The sequence below is a fragment of the Pseudobutyrivibrio sp. C4 genome (assembly GCF_900111635.1).
Classification (GTDB): domain Bacteria; phylum Bacillota; class Clostridia; order Lachnospirales; family Lachnospiraceae; genus Pseudobutyrivibrio; species Pseudobutyrivibrio ruminis.
In genome coordinates, this window is record NZ_FOHF01000008.1 from 73542 (window position 1) to 95801 (window position 22260).

The 22260-nt window shown below is 40.0% G+C and carries 15 protein-coding genes; 12 read left to right on the forward strand and 3 right to left on the reverse strand.

Annotated features, from left to right (window positions below; all coding sequences use genetic code 11):
• The first annotated feature begins 91 nt into the window (after window positions 1–91).
• The 10 genes from araA to BMY66_RS11895 all read left to right on the forward strand — a co-directional run bounded on the left by araA (window position 92) and on the right by BMY66_RS11895 (window position 13715).
• The gene (gene araA / locus BMY66_RS11850) at window positions 92–1591 is read left to right on the forward strand and encodes an L-arabinose isomerase (protein ID WP_044935960.1); all 1500 of its coding nucleotides are present in this window, start codon (window positions 92–94) and stop codon (window positions 1589–1591) included.
• A gap of 119 nt (window positions 1592–1710) precedes the next feature.
• Window positions 1711–2367 carry a fructose-6-phosphate aldolase gene (gene fsa / locus BMY66_RS11855; RefSeq protein WP_090395313.1) on the forward strand — a complete coding sequence of 219 codons (657 nt, stop codon included), beginning with the start codon at window positions 1711–1713 and terminating at the stop codon, window positions 2365–2367.
• A 143-nt stretch (window positions 2368–2510) separates the two neighbouring features.
• On the forward strand, window positions 2511–4106 hold the full coding sequence (locus BMY66_RS11860) for a xylulokinase (protein ID WP_090395314.1): 1596 nt from the start codon (window positions 2511–2513) through the stop codon (window positions 4104–4106).
• On the forward strand, window positions 4106–4801 hold the full coding sequence (locus BMY66_RS11865; RefSeq protein WP_090395315.1) for an L-ribulose-5-phosphate 4-epimerase: 696 nt from the start codon (window positions 4106–4108) through the stop codon (window positions 4799–4801). The genes BMY66_RS11860 and BMY66_RS11865 overlap by 1 nt, the downstream gene beginning before the upstream one ends.
• 148 nt (window positions 4802–4949) lie before the next feature.
• Window positions 4950–5279 carry a metal-sensing transcriptional repressor gene (locus BMY66_RS11870; protein ID WP_090395316.1) on the forward strand — a complete coding sequence of 110 codons (330 nt, stop codon included), beginning with the start codon at window positions 4950–4952 and terminating at the stop codon, window positions 5277–5279.
• Between the two features lie 12 nt (window positions 5280–5291).
• Window positions 5292–7856, forward strand: a complete 2565-nt coding sequence (locus BMY66_RS11875; protein ID WP_090395317.1) for a heavy metal translocating P-type ATPase — start codon at window positions 5292–5294, stop codon at window positions 7854–7856.
• 632 nt (window positions 7857–8488) lie between these two features.
• On the forward strand, window positions 8489–8929 hold the full coding sequence (locus BMY66_RS11880) for an Hsp20/alpha crystallin family protein (RefSeq protein ID WP_090395318.1): 441 nt from the start codon (window positions 8489–8491) through the stop codon (window positions 8927–8929).
• Between the two features lie 444 nt (window positions 8930–9373).
• Window positions 9374–10114: a hypothetical protein gene (locus tag BMY66_RS11885; protein WP_090395319.1), complete on the forward strand. Its 741-nt coding sequence runs from the start codon at window positions 9374–9376 to the stop codon at window positions 10112–10114.
• Between the two features lie 103 nt (window positions 10115–10217).
• Window positions 10218–12797: an ATP-dependent chaperone ClpB gene (gene clpB, locus BMY66_RS11890; protein WP_090395320.1), complete on the forward strand. Its 2580-nt coding sequence runs from the start codon at window positions 10218–10220 to the stop codon at window positions 12795–12797.
• A gap of 21 nt (window positions 12798–12818) precedes the next feature.
• Window positions 12819–13715, forward strand: a complete 897-nt coding sequence (locus BMY66_RS11895; protein ID WP_090395321.1) for an alpha/beta hydrolase — start codon at window positions 12819–12821, stop codon at window positions 13713–13715.
• A 10-nt stretch (window positions 13716–13725) separates the two neighbouring features.
• On the opposite strand, the gene BMY66_RS11900 is transcribed toward BMY66_RS11895, so the two are convergent.
• Window positions 13726–14781, reverse strand: a complete 1056-nt coding sequence (locus BMY66_RS11900; RefSeq protein WP_090395322.1) for a LacI family DNA-binding transcriptional regulator — start codon at window positions 14779–14781, stop codon at window positions 13726–13728.
• Window positions 14782–15010: 229 nt separating this feature from the next.
• Here BMY66_RS11900 and BMY66_RS11905 point away from each other — a divergent pair, with 229 nt between their 5' ends.
• Window positions 15011–16507: a glycoside hydrolase family 32 protein gene (locus BMY66_RS11905; protein WP_090395323.1), complete on the forward strand. Its 1497-nt coding sequence runs from the start codon at window positions 15011–15013 to the stop codon at window positions 16505–16507.
• Window positions 16508–16517: 10 nt separating this feature from the next.
• Window positions 16518–21026 (forward strand): hypothetical protein, encoded by a 4509-nt coding sequence (locus BMY66_RS11910; protein WP_090395324.1) that lies wholly within the window; start codon window positions 16518–16520, stop codon window positions 21024–21026.
• Here the strand turns inward: BMY66_RS11910 and BMY66_RS11915 are convergent.
• On the reverse strand, window positions 21015–21632 hold the full coding sequence (locus tag BMY66_RS11915; RefSeq protein ID WP_090395325.1) for a hypothetical protein: 618 nt from the start codon (window positions 21630–21632) through the stop codon (window positions 21015–21017). The two genes, BMY66_RS11910 and BMY66_RS11915, sit on opposite strands and share 12 nt — an antisense overlap.
• Entirely contained in the window at window positions 21616–22254 is a 639-nt protein-coding gene (locus tag BMY66_RS11920; protein ID WP_090395326.1) for a YesL family protein, read from the reverse strand. Before BMY66_RS11920 ends, BMY66_RS11915 begins: the two co-directional genes overlap by 17 nt.
• Window positions 22255–22260 lie beyond the last annotated feature (6 nt).

Below are 22260 nucleotides of genomic sequence, written 5' to 3' on the forward strand. Positions count from 1 at the left end.
TTTTAATTAAAGAAATACAACTTGTGCCAATTGTTGGACAAGTTGTATTTTATTTATATAAGGTAAACGATTTAGGAGGAGGGTAAATCTTATGAAAACACAGCTTAACTACAAGTTTTGGTTCTGCACAGGTTCTCAGGATTTATATGGAGACGAGTGCTTAGAGCACGTTGCAGCACACTCAAAGGAGATTGTTGAGACATTAAACAAGTCGGGACGTCTTCCTTTTGAGGTAGTATGGAAACCTACAATGATTACAAACGAGGTAATCAGACGTACATTTAATGAGGCAAACAATGATCCAACATGTGCAGGTGTAATCACATGGATGCATACATTCTCACCAGCAAAGTCTTGGATACTTGGACATCAGGAATTCAGAAAGCCACTTTGCCATCTTCATACACAGTATAATCGTGAGATTCCATACGAAACAATGGACATGGATTTCATGAATGAGAATCAGGCAGCTCACGGAGATAGAGAGTACGCTCACATCCTTTCAAGAATGGGTATTGAGAGAAAGACAATTGTTGGATATTGGCAGGATGCTGAGGTTCAGGAAAAGCTTGCTTCTTGGATGCGTACAGCAGTTGGTGTTGTTGAGTCTAGCCACATTCGTGTAATGAGAGTAGCTGACAACATGAGAAATGTTGCTGTAACAGAAGGTGATAAGGTAGAAGCTCAGCTTAAGTTCGGATGGGAAGTTGATGCTTATCCTGTAAATGAAATTGCAGAGGCAGTTGCAGCTGTTTCTCAGTCTGATACAAATGCTCTTGTTGATGAGTATTACAGCAAATATGATATCTGCCTTGAAGGTAGAGACCCAGAGGAATTCAAAAAGCATGTTGCTGTTCAGGCACAGATTGAACTTGGTTTTGAAAGATTCCTTGAGGAGAAGAACTATCAGGCAATCGTAACTCACTTTGGTGATCTTGGTGCACTTCAGCAGCTTCCAGGTCTTGCAATCCAGAGACTTATGGAAAAAGGATATGGCTTTGGCGCTGAAGGTGACTGGAAGGTTGCTGCAATGGTTCGCCTTATGAAGATTATGACAACAGGCATGAAGGATGCTAAGGGTACTTCAATGCTTGAGGATTACACATACAACCTTGTAAAGGGTAAGGAAGGTATTATCCAGGCTCACATGCTTGAGGTTTGTCCAACACTTGCTGATGGTCCTATTCAGATTAAGGTACAGCCTCTTTCAATGGGCGACAGAGAAGATCCAGCACGTCTTGTATTCCAGTCAAAGGAAGGCAAGGGTATTGCTACATCTCTTATCGACCTTGGAAATAGATTCCGTCTTATCATTCAGGATGTTGATTGTAAGAAGGTTGAAAAGCCACTTCCAAAGCTTCCAACAGCTATCAACTTCTGGACACCACAGCCAGATTTCTACACAGGTACAGAGGCTTGGTTACTTGCAGGTGGTGCACACCATACAGCATTCTCTTATGATTTGACAGCAGAGCAGATGGGCGACTGGGCTGCAGCAATGGGAATCGAAGCAGTATACATTGATAAGGATACAAAGATTCGTGATTTCAAGCGTGATCTTGCACTTGGAAATCTTGTATACGGTAAATAAATTGCCATTAGAAAGTCATAAATTTGATTGAAGGCAAAGGTTAAAAGCATTAAACTTTTAGTAGTTAAAAACTAGAAGAAATTGGCAAAATTGCCAGCACAGAAAGAAGGAGAAATAAAATGAAGTTATTTGTTGACACTGGAAAAATTGAGGACATTAAGAAGGCTAACGATCTTGGAGTAATCTGTGGAGTTACTACAAACCCATCTTTGATTGCTAAGGAAGGTGGACGTAGCCAAGAAGAAATCCTTAAGGAAATCGCATCTATCGTAGATGGACCTATCTCAGGCGAGGTAAAGGCAACAACTGTTGATGCAGAAGGTATGATTAAAGAGGGCCGTGAGATTGCAGCAATGCATCCAAACATGGTAGTAAAGATTCCTATGACTGCAGAAGGACTTAAGGCTGTAAAGGTTCTTTCAGCTGAGGGCATCAAGACAAACGTTACATTAATCTTTTCTGCAAACCAGGCAATTCTTGCAGCTAATGCAGGTGCTTCTTATGTATCTCCATTCCTTGGAAGATTGGATGATATCAACATGCCAGGTATCGACCTTATCCGCGACATCGCAGAAATCTTTGATATCTATGGATATGACACAGAAATCATCGCTGCATCAGTTCGTAACCCAATTCACGTTACAGACTGCGCTCTTGCAGGTGCTCACATCGCAACAGTACCATACCATGTTATCGAGCAGATGATTAATCATCCACTTACAACTGCTGGCATCGAGAAATTCCAGAAGGATTACATTGCAGTATTCGGAGAGTAATCTCTCGCCTGTTACATCCACAAGCCTACTGATTTCTCCGCTCGATGGAATATCTCGCTTGAGAAATAGTAGAGCTTGTGAATTACAGGCTATTTGTACTGGGATGTAATAATCTATTATTACGGTATTGGGGGAATTTATACATGAATATTAATGAGATAATCGCTGAGGGCAAGAAGACAGCCCTTGGTATTGAGTTTGGCTCGACAAGAATCAAAGCCGTACTCGTTGATGAGGAGAATAAGGTTTTGGCTCAGGGGGATCATGAATGGGAGAACCATTTAGATAATGGTATCTGGACATATCCTCTTGATGAAGTGTGGGCTGGACTTCAGGATTGCTATGCAAAGCTTAAAAAAGATGTAAACGACAAATATGATGTTAAGCTTACAAAGATTGGTGCCATCGGATTTTCCGCTATGATGCATGGCTATCTTGCATTTGATAAGAATAATAATCTTTTGGTTCCATTTAGAACATGGAGAAATACTATCACAGGAGAGGCTGCAGCAGAGCTTAGCAAAGAGCTCAACTTCAACATGCCTCAGCGCTGGAGTATTTCACATTATTATCAGTGCATCCTTAACAAGGAGCCACATGTAAAAGATGTTGCATACTTCATGACACTTGCTTGCTACGTTCATTTCAAGATGACAGGCAAGAAGGTAGCAGGTGTTGGTGAAGCATCTGGTATGTTCCCTATCGATTCAAAAACATGCCAGTACGACACAGCAATGCTTGAAAAGTTCAACAAGCTTGCAGCTGCTCATGGTGTTACAACAAAGGTAGAAGATTTAATGCCAGCTGTTCTTGTGGCAGGTGATGATGCAGGAACACTTACAGAAGAAGGTGCAAAGCTCCTTGATCCAACAGGAGAGCTTGAGCCAGGCTGCCCACTTGCTCCACCAGAAGGTGATGCAGGCACAGGTATGGTTGCAACAAATGCAGTTTCAGCAGGCACAGGAAATGTATCTGCTGGTACATCAGTATTCTCTATGGTAGTTTTGGACAAGCCATTATCAAAGCCATATGAGGAAATTGATATGGTTACAACTCCTACTGGAGAGGCAGTTGCAATGGTTCACTGCAACAACTGTACATCCGATTTAAATGCGTGGGTTGGAATCTTCAAAGAGTTCGCAGATGCATTTGGAATGGATGTTTCAATGAACGATATTTATGGAACACTTTATCGCAAGGCTCTTACAGAAGATGCAAACTGCGGTGGTGTTGTTTCATTCAACTATTTTGGTGGCGAGCCTGTTGTTAATGTAAACGAAGGTCGTCCAATGGTAGTAAGACAGCCAGATGCCAAGTTTAGTCTTGCAAACTTCATGCGCTCAAATCTTTACGGAGCACTTGGCGTATTAAAGATTGGTAATGATATTCTTCTTAAGGAAGAGCATGTGCCTATCAAGTCTATTACAGGCCATGGCGGATTCTTCAAGACAAAGGGTGTTGGCCAGTCTGTTCTTGCAGCAGCACTCAACGCACCTATCACTGTAATGGCTACAGCAGGCGAAGGTGGTGCCTGGGGTATGGCTGTTCTTGCAAATTATCTTCTTCGCGAAGACAAGAGCAAGAAGTTACAGGATTACCTTGATGAAAACGTATTTGCAGGTCAGGAATCTACAACAATGGAGCCAGATGCTGATATGGTAAAGGGTTACGATGAGTGGATGGTTGACTACCGCAAGGCACTTAAGGCTGAGGCATGTGCAGTGGAGGAATGGAGATAATGTTAGAAGAATTAAAAAAGCAGGTTTATGAGGCTAATATGGAGTTGCCAAAACGCGGGCTTGTTACATATACTTGGGGCAATGTTTCTGGAATCGACAGAGAGTCAGGAATATTTGCAATTAAGCCATCAGGTGTAGAATACGACGAGCTTAAGCCAGAGGATATGGTACTTGTAAACCTTAATGGTGAGGTAGTAGAAGGCAAATATAAGCCTAGTTCAGATACTGCTACACATGTTGAGCTTTATAAAAAGTATGAAAACATCGGTGGTGTGGTTCATACACATTCTACATACGCAGTAGCTTGGGCTCAGGCAGGAAGAGACATTCCTTTATATGGAACAACTCATGCAGATTATTTCTGCGGTCCTATTCCATGTACAAGAAACCTTACTCCAGAAGAAATCGATGAGGCATACGAAGTAAACACAGGAAAAGTAATCATCGAAACATTCGAAGAGCGTGGCGTTAACACAAAGTACGTGCCAGGCGTTATCTGCAAGAACCATGGCCCATTCACATGGGGCAAGGATGCAGACCAGGCAGTATACAACGCAGTAGTACTTGAAGAGGTTGCAAAGATGGCACTCTTCACAGAGCAGGTTAACCCAAAGGTTGAGCCAGCTCCAGATTGCATCAGAGATAAGCACTTCAACCGTAAGCACGGAGCAAATGCTTATTACGGACAGAACTAAATAAATATAATTTTGGGACCGCATTGCCAGTAGGTGATGTGGTCCTTTTTCATTGTATAAAATTTAATTGTTGACAAATACCCTATGGGGGTATATTATCGTCTTAACGAAGGGGATACCCCTTGGGGGTATACAAAAGGAGTTAAATATGGGAAATAAGGAAGAATTAATAGAGGAAACTTGCGAATGCTGCTGCTCTGGCAAGCACAAAAGTCGCGAGGATAAAGAATTTAAGGATTTGATGAATCGCCTGAAAAGAATTGAGGGACAGGTTCGCGGGGTGGAAAGTATGCTTGAGAAGGATGCATATTGCACAGATATTCTCATGCAGGTTTCTGCCATCACATCAGCTCTTAACAGCTTCAACAAGGTGCTGCTTGCAAATCATGTAAAGACATGCGTTGCAGACAACATCCGCAATGGTGATGAAGAGGTGGTAGACGAGCTTGTAACGGTTCTTCAAAAACTAATGAAATAAGGATGGTGTTATATGGAACAATATAATGTGACAGGCATGAGCTGCGCGGCATGTCAGGCTAGGGTGGAAAAAGCTGTATCCGCAGTTCCTGGCGTGGACAGTTGTGCAGTTAGCCTTCTAACGAATTCAATGGGAGTTGAGGGAAATGCAGACTCTGCTGAAATCATAAAGGCTATCGAGAATGCGGGCTATGGTGCCAGCTTAAAGGCAGATGGTTCTGCAGGAGCAAATGCTTCAGTGCCAAATTATGATAATGAGCTTGCTGACACAGAGACTCCAAAGATTAGAAATAGGCTGATCGCTTCAGTGATACTACTGATTCCTCTTATGTATGTGTCGATGGGGCACATGCTTTGGGATTGGCCACTGCCAGGTTTTTTGGATGGAAATCATATTGCCATGGGATTGTACGAAATGCTTCTTACAATCGCGATTATGATTATCAATCAAAAGTTTTTTGTCAGCGGATTTAGAGGGCTCATTCATGGCGCACCTAATATGGACACTCTTGTGGCCCTTGGTGCAACAGCATCATTTGGCTACAGTGTATTTGCTTTATTTGCAATGACATCAGCTATGGTTGCTGGTGATATGGACAAAGTCATGGAATATATGATGGAGTTCTATTTCGAATCAGCGGCTATGATTCTTACACTGATTACAGTTGGCAAGTTACTGGAATCTATTTCAAAGGGAAGAACAACCAATGCCCTGAAGGATTTGATGAAGCTTGCAGCTAAGACTGCAGTTGTATTAAAGGATGGAGTGGAAACAGAAGTCCCTATTGAGCAGGTCAAAATCGGTGACAGATTTGTTGTAAAGCCTGGGGACAATATTCCGGTGGATGGAATTGTTGTGGATGGTAGCAGTGCAGTAAATGAATCTGCCCTTACAGGTGAAAGCATTCCTGTAGATAAGTCGGTTGGTGATTCAGTTTCAGCAGCTACAAGCAATGAAAGCGGATATATGGTATGCGAAGCCACAAGAGTTGGAAAGGACACAACCCTTTCTCAGATTATTCAGATGGTTAGTGATGCGGCAGCTACAAAGGCTCCAATTGCTAAAATCGCGGACAAGGTTTCGGGAGTATTTGTTCCAACAGTTATCGTAATTGCGATAATCACATTTATAGTGTGGATGCTTGTTGGACAGCCTGTGGGCTATGCGTTGGCAAGAGCGATTTCTGTTCTTGTAATCAGCTGCCCATGTGCTCTTGGTCTTGCTACGCCGGTTGCCATTATGGTAGGAAATGGCATGGGTGCCAAGAATGGCATCATGTTCAAGACAGCTGTTTCTTTGGAAGAAACAGGAAAGGTGCAGATTGTCGCCCTTGATAAAACAGGTACAATCACAAAAGGTGAACCAAAGGTGGTTGGTATCTTTGAAGCCGAGGATGTGGATGATGTAGATCTTCTTCGAGTAGCCTTCGCAGTAGAAAATAAATCAGAGCATCCGCTAGCTAAAGCCATTGTAGAAAATGGCCTGGAAAATGGCATGGAGCCAGCTGAGGTTACAGACTTTAAGGTTCTATCTGGAAATGGGATCACAGCTATTTTGGATGGAGAGGAAGTCTATGGAGGTAACCTAGAGCTTATCAAGCAGCATGCTAATGTTGGTTCTGAAATAGTAGAGCTTGCAGATAGATTAGCTGAAAAGGGCGAGACTCCATTATTCTTTGCCAAGAATGGCAAGTATCTTGGAATCATATCAGTTGCAGATGTTATAAAGGAAGATTCGCCAGAGGCTATCGCACATCTTAAGAATCTTGGCATCCACGTGGTAATGCTTACTGGTGACAATGAAAAGACTGCAGCAGCTATTGCAGCTGAGGCAGGTGTGGATGAAGTTGTTGCAGGAGTGAAGCCAGATGGTAAAGAGGAAGTAATCCGAGCATTGCAGCAGTATGGCAAGGTTGCCATGGTAGGAGATGGAATCAATGATGCACCGGCACTTACTCGTGCAGATATGGGAATTGCCATTGGTGCAGGTACAGATGTTGCTATCGATGCGGCAGATGTAGTTCTTATGAAGAGCAGACTTTCTGATGTTGCAGCAGCAATCAGACTTAGCCGCGCGACTTTAACAAATATTCACGAGAATCTATTCTGGGCATTCTTCTACAATGTTATTGGAATACCACTTGCAGCAGGCGCATATATACATGCATTCGGCTGGACTCTGAATCCAATGTTTGGTGCAGCAGCTATGAGCTTATCAAGCTTCTGCGTTGTAACAAATGCATTGCGTTTAAATCTATTTAAAATGCACGACCACACTAGAGACAAGGCATTAAAGAACTCAGTTGGCCATGAAAAATTATTAGTAAACAGCCAGCATTCAAAAGCTGGAGAAATAAAGGAGGACAAATCAACAATGGAAATTACAGTTAATGGAATGATGTGCGCTCACTGCGAAGCACATGTAAAGGAAGCACTTGAGAAAATCAACGGAGTAGACGAGGCTACAGCAAACCACGAGGCAAACCTTGTTACACTTAAGACATCAGCAGATGTTGCTGAGGCAGATCTTAAGGCTGCAGTAGAAGCCGCAGGCTACGAATTTGTAGGAATTAAATAGCAATTAAATGTAGTTGCAAATTGTATAATGCGAGACCAGACTTGCGTCTGGTCTCTTTTATGTTTCAAACTGCTAGACACATCATATCTGCCAAGTTATTTCAGTCAAGGGCAAGCCTTCGGAGCTACGCTCCCTTGACTTCATAACTTTTGGCAGATAAATGTTAGTCAAGCAGGTTTGAAAAACTTGGACTGTGGCGAAGCCACAAGTCATCACTGGGGGCTACTGCCTAGAATAAAAAATAAGAAATAGGCAGTAGTTTTCAAGGGCAGTGTGGCGTAACTAGACGACATTCTTATTGCTAAGTTGATTAGTTTTTAGCATACAAAAGTATTTCGATCGTATCTGTCCTGAAATACCAAAAAGGCTACTGCCTAATCTAGCAAAATCTAGTTTAGGCAGTAGTCTCTTAAAAAGTTATGCCACACTAAGGATTTTTTTCTTAAGGCATTAGAAATGTCAGATAAATTATAAACAAAATATTAAATAATTATAAATTATTAGCACTCGCACTTGACGAGTGCTAATTTTAGGTTTATAACATAATCACAAAGAGGAACAAAAGAAGTTCTTCTTTAACCACATTAACAATCAGGCTCAAAGAAGCCCGTAAATAAAAGGAGGTAAGTATTATGTTAATGCCTAGTATTTTATCAAATGATTTTATGGATGATTTCTTTGGAGTACCACGTGTCACAGGATTTGGAAGAAATTTCGACAATGACTTCTCAAGAATGATGACTACAGATGTAAAAGAAACCGAAAACGGTTATCAAGTAGATATGAATCTTCCAGGATTCTCCAAGGAAGATATCAAAGCTGAGTTGAAAGATGGATATCTTACAATCAAAGCTGAAACAAATCAGAACAACGACAGTCAGGACGATGATGGCAACTACATCCGCCGTGAGCGCTACACTGGCTCTTGCAGCAGAAGCTTCTATGTAGGTGATAACATCACACAGGAAGATATTCATGCAGCATTCAAGGATGGAGTTCTTACTTTAAGCGTTCCTAAGAAGGAAGAAATTCCTCAGAAAGATGAAACAAAATACATAGCTATTGAAGGATAACTTGTTTAACTCAAGCTCAAATCATTCAATGTGGCGTAACTTTATCAAAAGCTCTAAAAGGCTACTATCTAAAATAGATTTTCTAGATTAGATAGTAGTCTTTTTACTGTTTTGAGGCAGTTCAAAGAAAAACACTTTCGCAAGCCAAAGACTAATCAACTCAGCACTAGCATATGTGGTCTAGTTACGCCACACTGACCTCAAAAGCTACTGCCTATTTCTTATTTTTCATCCTAGGCAGTAGCCCCCCAATGCTGACCAGAGGCTTTGCCACATATGATGTGACCTAGCCTTACTTACATTAAACATTAAAACATATTAAACTTGTATAAACCCCAATATTTAATTTTAGTATAATTTAATAAAGTTCTTACAACATTTTGTAGGGGTATATACAGATGGCACTATATGTGCTATTATGCTTTAAAAGGGGAGATTATAATTATGGAAACAACAGATGTTTTATTCAGGACGCATTTAAATTATCATATTGAAGCTAATAGCGATGAGGAGCAAGTCCGGCGAGTTACACGGGACGAAATCGAAAACATTGACCTACATCGCTGTACTTTCTCTGACTTCAAAACTTTTCTTACTTACATTCGAGACAATTACCCAGATTATTATTTTAGTGATGCTGCTATCGATGCAGTTAAGCCAACAGGCTTTAATGAAAATGAAAAATATGATTTTGTATCTTTGACAGACTATGCAAAGCATACAGCCATCACTATTGGCAATATGACTTTATTTAACGAGCTGCAAAAGCTGGCTAGTGCTATAGAACTTAGCAATATAAATCAATACGATTTTGATCCTCAGCCACCAGTATATGAAGAATTAGGTAGCTGTGTAGTCGGTGGAGCCAATATTGATGCATATAAACTGACTGCATATTTCCATGAAAGCAGTACAAAAGAAAGGCCAATTGTTGCAGTTCGTTCATATTCCATCAGTACAAAAACTTATTTGCTGAATCCGGATATCATAGATATATATTCTATCTACAAGCCTAATGCTACATTGATGGAGGCCTTTGCTTACATGTGTTACGAAGATTATCGTCTTCATCGTACATATCAGTCTTTCGACAATCTTCTGATTAGCGGTCTTGTTGACGTGGAAGGGTTAGAAGATATGTATTCAATCCATTACAATCTAAATGCTTTTGATAGACAAAACTAAAGAAATCTAAAATAATTATTAATTATTAGCACTCGGACTTGTCGAGTGCTAATTTTTGTGTTAGAACATAATTACAAGATAAATAACGGGTGGAGGTGAGATTATGAACATCCAAAAATTTACACAAAAATCAATCGAAGCAATTAATGCATGCGAAAAAATAGCCATGGATTATGGCAATCAGGAGATAGAGCAGGAGCATTTGCTGATGGCGCTGCTACGCCAGGAAAATGGATTGATTCCATCATTGATTAGCAAGATGGACATAGATGTGGAACAATTCAAAAATGCTGTAGATGCAGCACTTCAAGCCAGAGTAAAGGTGCAGGGTGGAGACCTTAGAGTAGGTCAGCATCTCAATTATGTTCTTACTTATGCTGAGGACGAAGCTAAATCAATGCGTGATAGCTACGTCTCAGTTGAGCATTTGATGCTTGCTATGATTAAAAAGCCAAGCACACCTATCAAGAATATTTTCAAGGCATTCAATATTACAAGGGATTCATTCCTTGCAGTGCTTGCAACTGTCAGAGGAAACCAAACCGTAAATACGGATAATCCAGAAGCAACCTATGACACACTTGAAAAATATGGATACGATTTGGTAGAAAGAGCTAGAGATAATAAGCTTGATCCTGTAATCGGCCGTGATGAAGAAATCAGAAATGTCATCAGAATTCTTAGCCGTAAGACAAAGAATAATCCAGTTCTTATTGGCGAGCCTGGTGTTGGTAAGACAGCAGTTGTAGAGGGCTTGGCTCAGCGTATTGTTAGAGGCGATGTGCCTGAAGCACTTAAGAATAAAAAGGTTTTTTCACTTGAGATTGGCTCAATGATTGCAGGTGCCAAATACCAGGGTGAGTTTGAGGAAAGGTTGAAAGCTGTTCTTGATGAGATTAAAAACTCTGATGGAGAAATCATTCTTTTCATAGATGAGCTTCATACAATTATTGGCGCTGGTAAAAATGGCAATGGTGGTCTTGATGCAGGAAACATGCTTAAGCCAATGCTTGCTCGTGGCGAGCTTCATTGTATCGGTGCCACAACCCTTGATGAATACCGTGAGTACATTGAAAAAGATGCTGCTCTTGAAAGACGTTTCCAGCCTGTAATGGTTGACGAGCCAACAGTTGAAGACACAATCTCTATTCTTAGAGGACTTAAGGAACGCTACGAAGTATTCCATGGAGTAAAGATTACCGATGGTGCATTAGTTAGCGCAGCAACACTTTCTAACAGATACATTTCCGATAGATTCCTTCCAGATAAGGCTATCGACCTTGTGGATGAGGCTTGTGCACTTATTAAGACAGAGCTAGATTCCATGCCAGCTGAAATGGATGAGATGAATCGAAGGGTAATGCAGTTGGAAATCGAGGAGGCTGCTCTTAAGAAAGAAACAGACAGATTATCACAAGATAGACTTGCTGATTTACAAAAAGAATTGTCAGAGCTTCGTGATGAATACAACACAAAGAAGGCTGCATGGGACAACGAGAAAAAGCTTGTTGAGGATGTAGCTAAAATCAAAGAAGAGCTTGATGATGTGCAGGGCCAGATAAAGGTTGCACAGCAAAAATATGATTTGGAAGAGGCTGCAAAGCTTCAATATGGTAAACTTCCAGAGCTTGAGGCAAGACTTGCAGAAGCAGAAGAAAAGCTTAAAGCTAGAGATACAGGCTTGGTTCATGAAAATGTTTCAGAGGAAGAAATTGCAAGAATTATTTCAAGATGGACAGGCATTCCTGTAGCAAAGCTTAATGAAACAGAGCGCAGCAAGACTCTTCATCTTGATGAGAAATTGCACAAACGAGTTATGGGACAGGATGAGGCTGTAAAGCTTGTGTCAGAAGCTATAATTCGTTCAAAGGCAGGAATAAAGGACCCAAGCAAGCCAATTGGATCATTCCTTTTCCTTGGTCCTACAGGTGTTGGTAAAACAGAGCTTGCAAAGACATTAGCTCAGGCACTATTTGACGATGAAAACGCTATGGTTCGTCTTGATATGTCGGAGTACATGGAAAAGTTTAGCGTCAGCAGACTTATAGGAGCACCTCCAGGATATGTAGGATATGACGAGGGCGGTCAGCTTACTGAGGCAGTTCGCCGTAAGCCATATTCGGTAGTGCTTTTTGATGAAGTAGAAAAAGCACATCCAGATGTATTCAATGTTTTATTGCAGGTACTTGATGATGGCCGAATCACCGATTCACAAGGCCGTACAGTTGATTTCAAAAATACAATTATTATTTTAACCAGCAACATCGGTTCTCAGTATTTGCTTGAGGGCATCGATGAAAATACTGGTGAAATCACCCAAGCGACAAATGATTTGGTAATGAATGATTTGAGAAATTCATTTAGACCAGAGTTTTTAAATCGACTGGACGAAATCATCATGTTTAAGCCACTTACAAAGAGCAACATCGGCGGAATTGTAGATTTGATTATGGCTGAGTTGAATGGTAGACTTGAAGACAGACAGCTAAAAATCGAACTTACTCCAGCAGCAAAGCAGTTCGTCATTGATCAGGGCTACGACCCTGTATATGGCGCTCGTCCTCTTCGCAGATATATTCAGAAAAATGTGGAGACTATGGCAGCTAAAATCATACTTGCAGGAGACATAAGCGAAGGTTCAACTATCACAATTGATTCAGATGGAACCAAGCTGTTTAGTTAAGACACAGGAGGATAATGTATTATGTCATTTCAAACTTTCATGTTTAAGTATATGGCAGCAAAGGGGGACAAAAAGAGGGATTCTACATTGACAGTACCAGATGATATCGAGCTTGAAACAAACATCAACTACCTTGGGAATAGCGATAAATACAACCTTTTAGATGTTTATTTCAAGAAGGGCACAAATGAAATTCAACCAACAATTGTCAGTATTCATGGCGGTGGATATATCTACGGCACAAAGGAGATTTACAAACACTATTGTGTATATCTTGCAGGCCTTGGATTCACAGTTGTGAATTTCAACTATCATTTGGCACCTAAGGCTAAGTTCCCATCTCAGCTTAGTGAAATCAATCAAGTGATGCAGTGGATGGTGAAAAATGCAGCCCAGTACAATATCGATATTAATAATGTATTTTTGGTAGGCGATTCTGCTGGAGCACAGATGTGCAGCCATTATGCAGCTATCTTCACAAATCCAGAGTATGAAAAGCTATTTCCATTCAGTACTCCACAGGAAATAAAGGTTAGGGCTATTGCTCTCAATTGTGGAATGTATAAATTTGGCCTTGAAGCAGGTGGAAAGGGAAATGAAAAATTTACTCAGGATTTGTACAACATGTATGTTGGAAGAGACGATGATGAAGTAAAGAAACAGCTTGATGTGTTAGGTCACATTACTGAAAACTTCCCACCAGCTTATGTTATGACATCCTACTATGATTTCCTGAAGGACAATGCAGAGCCTATGTACAATTTTCTTAAGGACAAGGGGATTGATACAGAATGGAAGCTTTATGGAACGGAAGGTCAGGAATACATGGGACATGTGTGCCATGTCAATATGAATCTTGAAGAGGCAAAACAAATCAACCAGGATGAGGTTGCTTTCTTCAAAAAATATATAAAATAAAGGATTCCACTTATTTAGTGGAATCCCTGTATATAACATCAGTTTCGATGTATGTTTTCTTATATGGCATAAGAGGATTTGCAATTCTAGAAAGAAGAATTTCTGCAGCTGTGTAACCCATAGAACTGCTATGGATTTTAACGGTTGTGAGGCTTGGCTCTAAAAGGGCTGCCTCAGGGGCATCATCAAAGCCACACACCTTTACATCTGCAGGAGCATCCTTGCCTAATAATCTAAGAGCCTTTAAAACCGACATTGCCAAGAAGTCGTTAGCACAGAAGAACAAATCTGGCATGGTTTTAAGGGCTTTTATTTGTTCACTAAGCCATATAACATCTGAATATGGGCAACTGTCATCCTCTAATATGCAGTTTGCTGTATCTATATTTATTCCTCTATCTGCAAGAACAGACACGTATGCTTGCCATCTCTCAAAGAATGATTGGCAGTGGAAACGGTCACCTACGAAAGAGATATTCTTGCAGTCTTTTTTAATCAGAGTATCAAGCATGTGATAAGAGCTTGATAGATTTTCCATATATAAAACATCTGCATTGATATCGCAGCGATGGGATATAGGGCTATCTATGAATAGAAGAGGTATGTTTTGCTTGCACAAGAACTCGCTGTACTTTTCAGAAAATAGCTCTATACATAGAATACCGGCAATATTATCAATGTTGAGATTGCTAGGGAAACATAGATTGTCTATTTCATAATCTCTGATAATGTTGATGGTTAATTTGTAGCCAAGGCTATCGATTTTGTGCTGGAATGCTTCTAAAAGCTTGGTTCCAGAGTGAGAATAGCCAGGGAAGGAATGAGTAAATAGCGCAATTTCAGTTTTTCCATCTGAAGCAGGTACATTTGCACTCACTGCACCATTGTATATGGCTCTTGAATCAGGCATACTAAATTGCTTATATCCCATTGAAATGGCAGTTTGGCATATCTGATTTCGTGTTTCTTCTGAAACATTTCCTGTATTATTAAGGGCTCTTGAAACAGTATTTCGTGACAATCCAAGAGCGTCTGCAATTTCTTGTAAAGTAACCCTTTTACTCATAATAGTCTCCTAAATCTAATCTAATATCAATCATACTTGAAGGTGATAAATGTGTCAATTGTAACATTTTGAAATAGTCTAGTATGTAAATTCTAACAAAATGGATGGTGCATTTAATTACATTTGCACAAAAATATGTTACTTTTGCAAAGCATTATTGATTTATATGCACCATGAATGTAAAATTTATGGTGCAAGATATAGTGCAAATGCACCTTAGGGAGGTAATATGAGAAAAGCAGCAGTAGTGACATTGGCCGGTATCATGGCAATTAATATGATTGGATGCGGCAATCAAACAGTAGAGGCAGAGGAAGAAAAGTACATGGGAGAAGAATATGAAAACTACGAATTGTTCCCAGCATCGGTAGAAGGGTTTATTGGTGACACAATGCCTTTTTACGATGATGGAAAATATAATGTTTTCTATTTGGCAGATCAGCGAAATGGAAAGCAGGGATATCATCCATGGGCTTTGATTCAGACTACTAATTTCACTGAGTATGATGACAAGGGCGTGGTAATCAATTATGGTGAGACAATTGAAAGTCAGGATATAGCCCTTGGTACAGGAAGTGTAATTAAAGATGACAAGGGAATCTATCATGCATTTTACACAGGACACAATGATACATTTGACCCAAAGGAAGCTGTGATGCATGCAACAAGTTCGGACCTTGAAAACTGGGAAAAGATTCCATCAGATACATTTACAGGTGCAGGCAAGTATTCCACAGACGATTTCAGAGATCCATATGTTTATTATTCGGCTGATGACAAATGCTACGAGATGCTCGTAACCACTCGTTTTGATAATAAGGGAGTTATCGTAAAATACACATCCAAAGATTTGAGCAAATGGACTGACGAGGGAGTCTTTTTTGAGAATGATTTGGGGACCGACTCAAATATGGAGTGTCCATCGCTTCTTCAATATAAAGGAAAATACTATTTGGCATTTTCTGATCAGTGGCCAAACAGAGTTGTTCACTATCGAGTATCAGATTCTTTGGATGGTCCATTTGAAAAGCCTGAAAGAGATACATTTGATTGCAATGGATTCTACGCAGGAAGATTGGAGACAGATGGAGAAAATCTTTATGTAGTAGGCTGGAATGGAACCAAGAAGGAACACCAGGATACAGGAGAATATGACTGGGGTGGAAATATGGTCACTCATCTTTTGAATCAAAATGATGATGGAACATTATCACCAGTTTTGAATCCAGAGATTAATAAGAAGCTGATACATGAACTTGATTTGGAACCACTGAAAATGACAGAGACTGTGAAAGCAGACGGTACAACCTATACCTTTAGCGGCGACAAATATGAAATGGTGGGCTTCAAGAATCTAATGGGAAGCTACCTGTTAAAGGCAGACATCAAGGATTTTGATGCTGATGGCATGTTTGGCTTTTGCTTCAATACAAACACTGAAAATGTAGGTAATCTGAATATCATTTTCAACGGGGCAAATAATAGAATCGAGTTTTACAACGGCAGCAACATAATGGAAATAAGCGCTCAATCATATGTTGATTTTGATTTGTCAAAGGAGAAAGAGCTACATGTATCAATGGTTATTTCTGATGGAGTTGTTTGCATGTATGTAAACGATGAGCTGGCTTTTACAACTCGCATGTATTTATCACAGGGAATGGAATGGGGAATCTTCTCAGTTAATTCTAATGTGGTATTCGAAAATATGAGTATTAGTAAGTAGGAGGATAATAATGTTAAAAGAGGGGATTAGTAAGGTGCTTCAGGCTATCCTGGCTCACAAGGTAAAAACGGCGCTGATTGCATCTGGAACCACGGCAGCTATTGCGGTTGCTGCAGTGATAATGACGAATCATCCTATGGAAATTAAGGATGAGATAATAGCCTTAGGAGGCGGATGGCCGGATTCATTTTTTTCAGACGAATACGTAGAGCCTGAATTTGTGGATGATCCAAGCAGAACAAACAATGCCTTTAATGTGGCAGATTTTGGTGAGCAGGGAAATAACGGCTGGTTTTATAGATATGGTTCAGCCCTAGACCCAGTAAAGTCTAGACGACTTGAGTCTTATGATGGGGAAAAATATTTCCAGCTTGGTAAAACGGGCATGGAAATAAAATCAAACTTTATACACACTGCCGAAGGAACGGCGCCAATTCTTGAGTGGCGAGCTGCAGATACAGGTAAGGTAAATGTACAGCTGACTTACGTAAAGAATGCCAACAAGGACAAGAATCCTTCTTATCCAGATGGTGTCACACTTTATGTGTACAAGGGCGATGAAGCAATTGGCAGATACGAAGTAGATGTAAGCACAGATAAGGAAGAGGTTGTAGAGGAAACAATCAAGGATTTATCTGTGGAGGAATTGGAGAGCCTATACTTTATCGTTGACTCTAACATGAACAATGCATTTGATGGTGGTTCGCTTTATGTTGCAATCAACGATGTAAACGCTAAAGGGCCAACTGCTTCGGTAGATACCACAAGAGAGAATAATAATGCAAACTCTCAGGAGGATTTTGGAAAGCAGGGAAATAATGGTTGGACGTATCTTTACGGCAAAAGTGTAAAGGATGCCAAGCTTGTATCCACAGAAAAAGATGGAGCATACATGAATGTTACATCTCCAAATCTTACAATTAGCCAGTATTTCATCCATCCGGCTATAAATGATGAGGCTATGCTTTGCTGGCAGCCAGCAGTGGATGGAAAGATTGAGGTCAGAGGAAAGTACACCAAGTTTGAGCAAAACGATGGTGATCCAACATGGCCAGATGGTGTAGTCGTATCTGTATACAAGAATGGTGAAAAACTATTCAACAAGAAGGTGGCTGCTCCAGCTAAGGGAGAAAACAGCATTTCCTTTAGAGAGAAGGACTTAGAAGTAACTACAGAAGATAAGCTATATTTTGTGGTTGATGCAGGAATTAACTCATCATATGACGGCGGATGCTTCGATATTAATATCATTGATAGAACAGGAGCAACTACAGAAGCAGATGTTCAGATAGATGAATCGGAGACAAGACAGAACTTTGCAGATGTAAAATATGATTTCGGCGAGCAGGGCAAAAACGGATGGTTCTATCAGGATGGATTTGGTGATGAGCCAACTGGTTCCTATAACATGCAAAACTTCGAAACTGAAGAAGATAGATATTTTGATAGCAGCTATTTGGAAATCAAGCGTGATTTTGTAAACACAGGAAAGGGCAAATCAGCAGTAATTAAGTGGAAGGTTGCTCAGACTGGTGATATCAAAATCGATGCATCTTATACCAAGTTCAAAAACGAAGATAAGAATCCAAGCTGGCCTGATGGTACTAGAGTAACCATCTATCACAATGATGAAGTTCTAGTTCAGGAAGAGTTTGAAGCTGATACTAAAAAAGAGATTACAAAGTCGTTAAATGTTGAAAAAGTGTCTGTTAAAAAAGACGACTTCATCACAATGGTTGTAAATGGTAAGGATAATAACGCCTATGATGGAGGAAAATATGAGTTTTCAATAAAGGGCTTATCTCCTCTTACAGGAAAGACTCATAAGGATGTTACTTATACTGGTGGTTCTAGAACAAATAACGCTTCTATGCAGGAAGACTTCGGAAAGCAGGGAAGCAATGGATGGGTATTCCAGTCAGGATATTACCTTGATCCAGATTTTGCAGTAAATGTTGAAACCTACAAAGAGAATGATAAATACACAACTAACGATGGAATTGAAATAAAGAGAGACTACATTATGCCAGCTAACAAAGGCAGATCGGCAAATGTAAAATGGGTTGCAGCACAGACAGGTCCAGTAGATATTTCATTGACCTATACAAAGCTGAAAAATGAGGATGCAAATCCTGATTGGCCAGATGGTGTAACAGTATATCTCAAGAAGAATAACGAAATCCTTAAACAGCAGGATTTTGAACCTCTTACAGATAAAGAAGTAACAAAGGATTTGTCAGTAGAAGGTGTAAATGTAAAAGCAGGAGATTGCCTGACACTTATGGTAGATGGCAAGGAAAATACAGCATATGACGGTGGTAATTTCACATTTGTAATTGAAGATGCAGATTTAAAAACTGTTGATATGGTAAACAATAGTGGTAGCAACTATGCTAATCTTGCTTTAGATTTTGGCGAGCAGGGCAACAATGGTTGGTACTACTGGGAAGGCAAGAGTGTAGATAAGGCAGAGGTCCTTCGCCAGAAGACAGAGGATGGTACCGGCTATACTTCTAGAAAGCTTAAGGGCTTAGAGGTTAAGAAGGATTTCGTTCAGCCTCGTCTCAATGCTCATGCAATGTATAAGTGGGTTGTTGCTGTGGATGGTCAAATTGATATAACTGGAGCCTATGTGAAATTTGGACACGAAGATCCAAATGCATCATGGCCTGATGGAACAGTAGTAACGGTTTACAAGAATGGCAAGGATATATTTGATGAAACCTGTGCATGCCCACGAGGTGAGGACAGAAGCTACAAGACAGATATAAATATTTCAAAGCTTAGTGTTAAAGCTGGAGATGTTATTACTTTTGATATTGGCTGCAATAAGAACAATGCCTGGGACGGCGGACGCCTTGAAATTGACATTGAAGATGCTAATGCAACAAAGGTTGGAGTAGGCGACAAAAAGAGAACAAACAATACAGTGCTCGGTGCTATAGATTCAATAGAGCAGGGTACAGATGGATGGTGGTTCTTAGATGGCACATCACTGAAGGATGCAAAGGTTCTTCACTACATGAATGATGATAGTACAGCATATCTTTCAGGAAAGAATGAAGGTCTGGAAATCAAGAAAGATTACGTTCATCCAGGAAAAGATGGAGCAGCCATTTATCAGTGGGTAGCTTATTCAGACGGCAAAATTGATATTTTAGGAGATTATGTAAAGTTTGGTCAGAATGATTCAAATCCAAGCTATCCAGATGGTACAAAGATTCAGATTTACATAAATGATAAGCTTTTAACTGAGCAGGATGTTGCAGTATTTGCAGGTGATGGAAATGATAACAAAATCGATTTCATGTTCACCAAGCAGGATATTCATAGAGGCGATAAAGTATCATTTGTAATCTCAGCAAAAGGAAATAACGCATATGATGCTGGTAGACTTTCAGTTAGCATCTATGAAGCAAAGGAAACAGCATCGAGCAGAACAAATAATACAGACCTTAAGAAAGCATTCGGTGAGCAGGGTTCAGATGGTTGGTATTATGGAATGTGTGACTGGGATGGCAAGAACTTTGAATTGCTTGAAATGGACACAGAAAACAACAGATACTACAACAATGGTAAGCCAGAGCTTAAGGCAGATTTTGTTGAACCAGGTAATGGTAAGAACGCTGCATACAAATGGGTTGCAGGTGAAACAGGAAAGATTAAGATAACAGGAAAATATACTAAGTTTGTTAGCAGTGATGATCCTGCAGCAGATGGCGTAGTTATCAGAATCTTTATCAATGGTGAGGAAAAGAAGTTTATTGGCGTTCAAGGAAACTTCTCAAGCGAAGTCACTAGAGATATCAATGAAGAATATGTTGTTCATGAAGGAGATGAAATCGTATTTGCGGTAAATCCTGAGGGCAACGATAGTTATGACGGTGGACGTCTTGAAATCAAGATTTCTGATGGAACGGGAAATGATGATGAACCAGAGACTCCGGACACTCCAGATGATCCTGATGAGCCAGAAAATCCAGGTGAAAACACAGACCCAGAGCCATCAGATGAACCTGAAACAGATGGCAGAACAAATAATACTAATCTTGCATCTGCATTTGGTGAGCAGGGCTCTGATGGATGGTATTATGGAATGTGCGACTGGGACGGAGCAAACTTTAGCGAGTTAGGCTATGATTCAGGGGCAAACAGATACTACAATGATGGCAAGCCAGAGCTTAAGTCAGATTTTGTTGAACCAGGAAACGGCAGAAATGCAGCGTACAAATGGGTAGTAGCAGAAGATGGAACAATCAATATTTCAGGAAGCTATGTGAAGTTTGCAAATAGTGAAGATGAAAATGCTACAGGAACCTGCATGAGAATCAGAGTCAACGGCCAGGAGATATACTTTGAAAATCAAACAGCTGGAAACTTTGATTCAGAAAGAGAAGCCACATTTGATAAAACAATAGATGTAAAGAAAGGCGATGTAATACTATTTGCCATAGATCCAGAAGGCAACGATGCTTGGGATGGAGGCAGATTAGTGGTAAATATCAAATCAGTTGATTGATAACAGGTAATCGGAAACCTCTGGGGCAACCTCCTCAGAGGCGACGATGCCAACATAAAGATGTTCAGAAAAACCTGCTTGAACAAATAAATTAGAGTAAGATAAATCGATGGCATATGGAACACAGCTTTCATCCTCTATGTAATAGTTCTCTAATTTGTTTGCGAGAGCAGGATTTTTTGACTCTAAATAATCCTTTGGATTTGTAAGATATCCAGCGTTATTAGCCATTTCGATGCCGTAGCTATCAGCAACAATGATATCAAGCTTGCCAGCACTAATTGCAGACATGAGCTTCATAGAAGATGCATAGGCATACTCCAGATTGTCGCTGGCTGGATCTTCAGTGATAAGTAGATTTGTGTAATTAGAAATGTTAAGACCTGTCGCATCATCGATAGATTCAAGCAAACTATCATCTGCGGCGATGTTTACATAGGCCGCATATAAATCTATGTCGTGATTCTTATGAACAGTTCTTATGATAGAAAAAAGAATACAAATAATAGCTGCAGTGACTATTATGTGGATTTTGTAGTAATCCATGATGTACTGCAGCTTTTGTTTTCTGTTTAATTGTGAAAATGTATTAGTTTTGTTCTTCATAGTTCTCAGTGCTTTGTAGCTCGCATTGAATCAGAATATTTTTCATTAGCATGGAATTAATAAGTGCACATGTGCCAACACCCATGATGATACATGGTGTGCAAACGTAATATACGATATATCCCATAATTAGAAATACGCCAAACATTATTACAGTGCAAAAAATAAAACGCATGCCTAGCATAATTGAGTTCTTAAATAGGTTGATTATCGTATTTTCGAAGTGGGCATGCAAAGGATAAATCCAAAGCAATACTATCGTATATGCGATAGAGGCTATGATAAGTACAGCACTGATTAATGTCCAAAGCTTTGATGTAAAACAAAGATGATAAAGAATGTATCCATCTGTGATGATGATGCATCCTAGCAAGGTCATAATTAATCCGATAACAGTGCTTTTCTTAAAATCATCCTTAAAAGCTTTAAAGAATGCCTTGGTAATATAGCCTTCTTCATCTTTTACTATCTTTTGACAGCAGTAGTACAAAGCTGTTGTAGATGCTCCGATTGTGACAATTGGTATACAGCAAATAAACCAAAGTATATTTAGCCAGACGCTGTAGACAATCTTGGTAAGAAAGGTCAGAACCGGACCGTCGTAATTAAGTAAATTTCTCATAAAAAC

Excerpts from the sequence above, each read along its gene's own strand:
- araA (WP_044935960.1), top strand. The coding sequence starts at position 92 with ATGAAAACACAGCTTAACTACAAGTTTTGGTTCTGCACAGGTTCTCAG.
- fsa (WP_090395313.1), top strand. The coding sequence starts at position 1,711 with ATGAAGTTATTTGTTGACACTGGAAAAATTGAGGACATTAAGAAGGCT.
- BMY66_RS11860 (WP_090395314.1), top strand. The coding sequence starts at position 2,511 with ATGAATATTAATGAGATAATCGCTGAGGGCAAGAAGACAGCCCTTGGT.
- BMY66_RS11865 (WP_090395315.1), top strand. The coding sequence starts at position 4,106 with ATGTTAGAAGAATTAAAAAAGCAGGTTTATGAGGCTAATATGGAGTTG.
- BMY66_RS11870 (WP_090395316.1), top strand. The coding sequence starts at position 4,950 with ATGGGAAATAAGGAAGAATTAATAGAGGAAACTTGCGAATGCTGCTGC.
- BMY66_RS11875 (WP_090395317.1), top strand. The coding sequence starts at position 5,292 with ATGGAACAATATAATGTGACAGGCATGAGCTGCGCGGCATGTCAGGCT.
- BMY66_RS11880 (WP_090395318.1), top strand. The coding sequence starts at position 8,489 with ATGTTAATGCCTAGTATTTTATCAAATGATTTTATGGATGATTTCTTT.
- BMY66_RS11885 (WP_090395319.1), top strand. The coding sequence starts at position 9,374 with ATGGAAACAACAGATGTTTTATTCAGGACGCATTTAAATTATCATATT.
- clpB (WP_090395320.1), top strand. The coding sequence starts at position 10,218 with ATGAACATCCAAAAATTTACACAAAAATCAATCGAAGCAATTAATGCA.
- BMY66_RS11895 (WP_090395321.1), top strand. The coding sequence starts at position 12,819 with ATGTCATTTCAAACTTTCATGTTTAAGTATATGGCAGCAAAGGGGGAC.
- BMY66_RS11900 (WP_090395322.1), bottom strand. The coding sequence starts at position 14,781 with ATGAGTAAAAGGGTTACTTTACAAGAAATTGCAGACGCTCTTGGATTG.
- BMY66_RS11905 (WP_090395323.1), top strand. The coding sequence starts at position 15,011 with ATGAGAAAAGCAGCAGTAGTGACATTGGCCGGTATCATGGCAATTAAT.
- BMY66_RS11910 (WP_090395324.1), top strand. The coding sequence starts at position 16,518 with ATGTTAAAAGAGGGGATTAGTAAGGTGCTTCAGGCTATCCTGGCTCAC.
- BMY66_RS11915 (WP_090395325.1), bottom strand. The coding sequence starts at position 21,632 with ATGAAGAACAAAACTAATACATTTTCACAATTAAACAGAAAACAAAAG.
- BMY66_RS11920 (WP_090395326.1), bottom strand. The coding sequence starts at position 22,254 with ATGAGAAATTTACTTAATTACGACGGTCCGGTTCTGACCTTTCTTACC.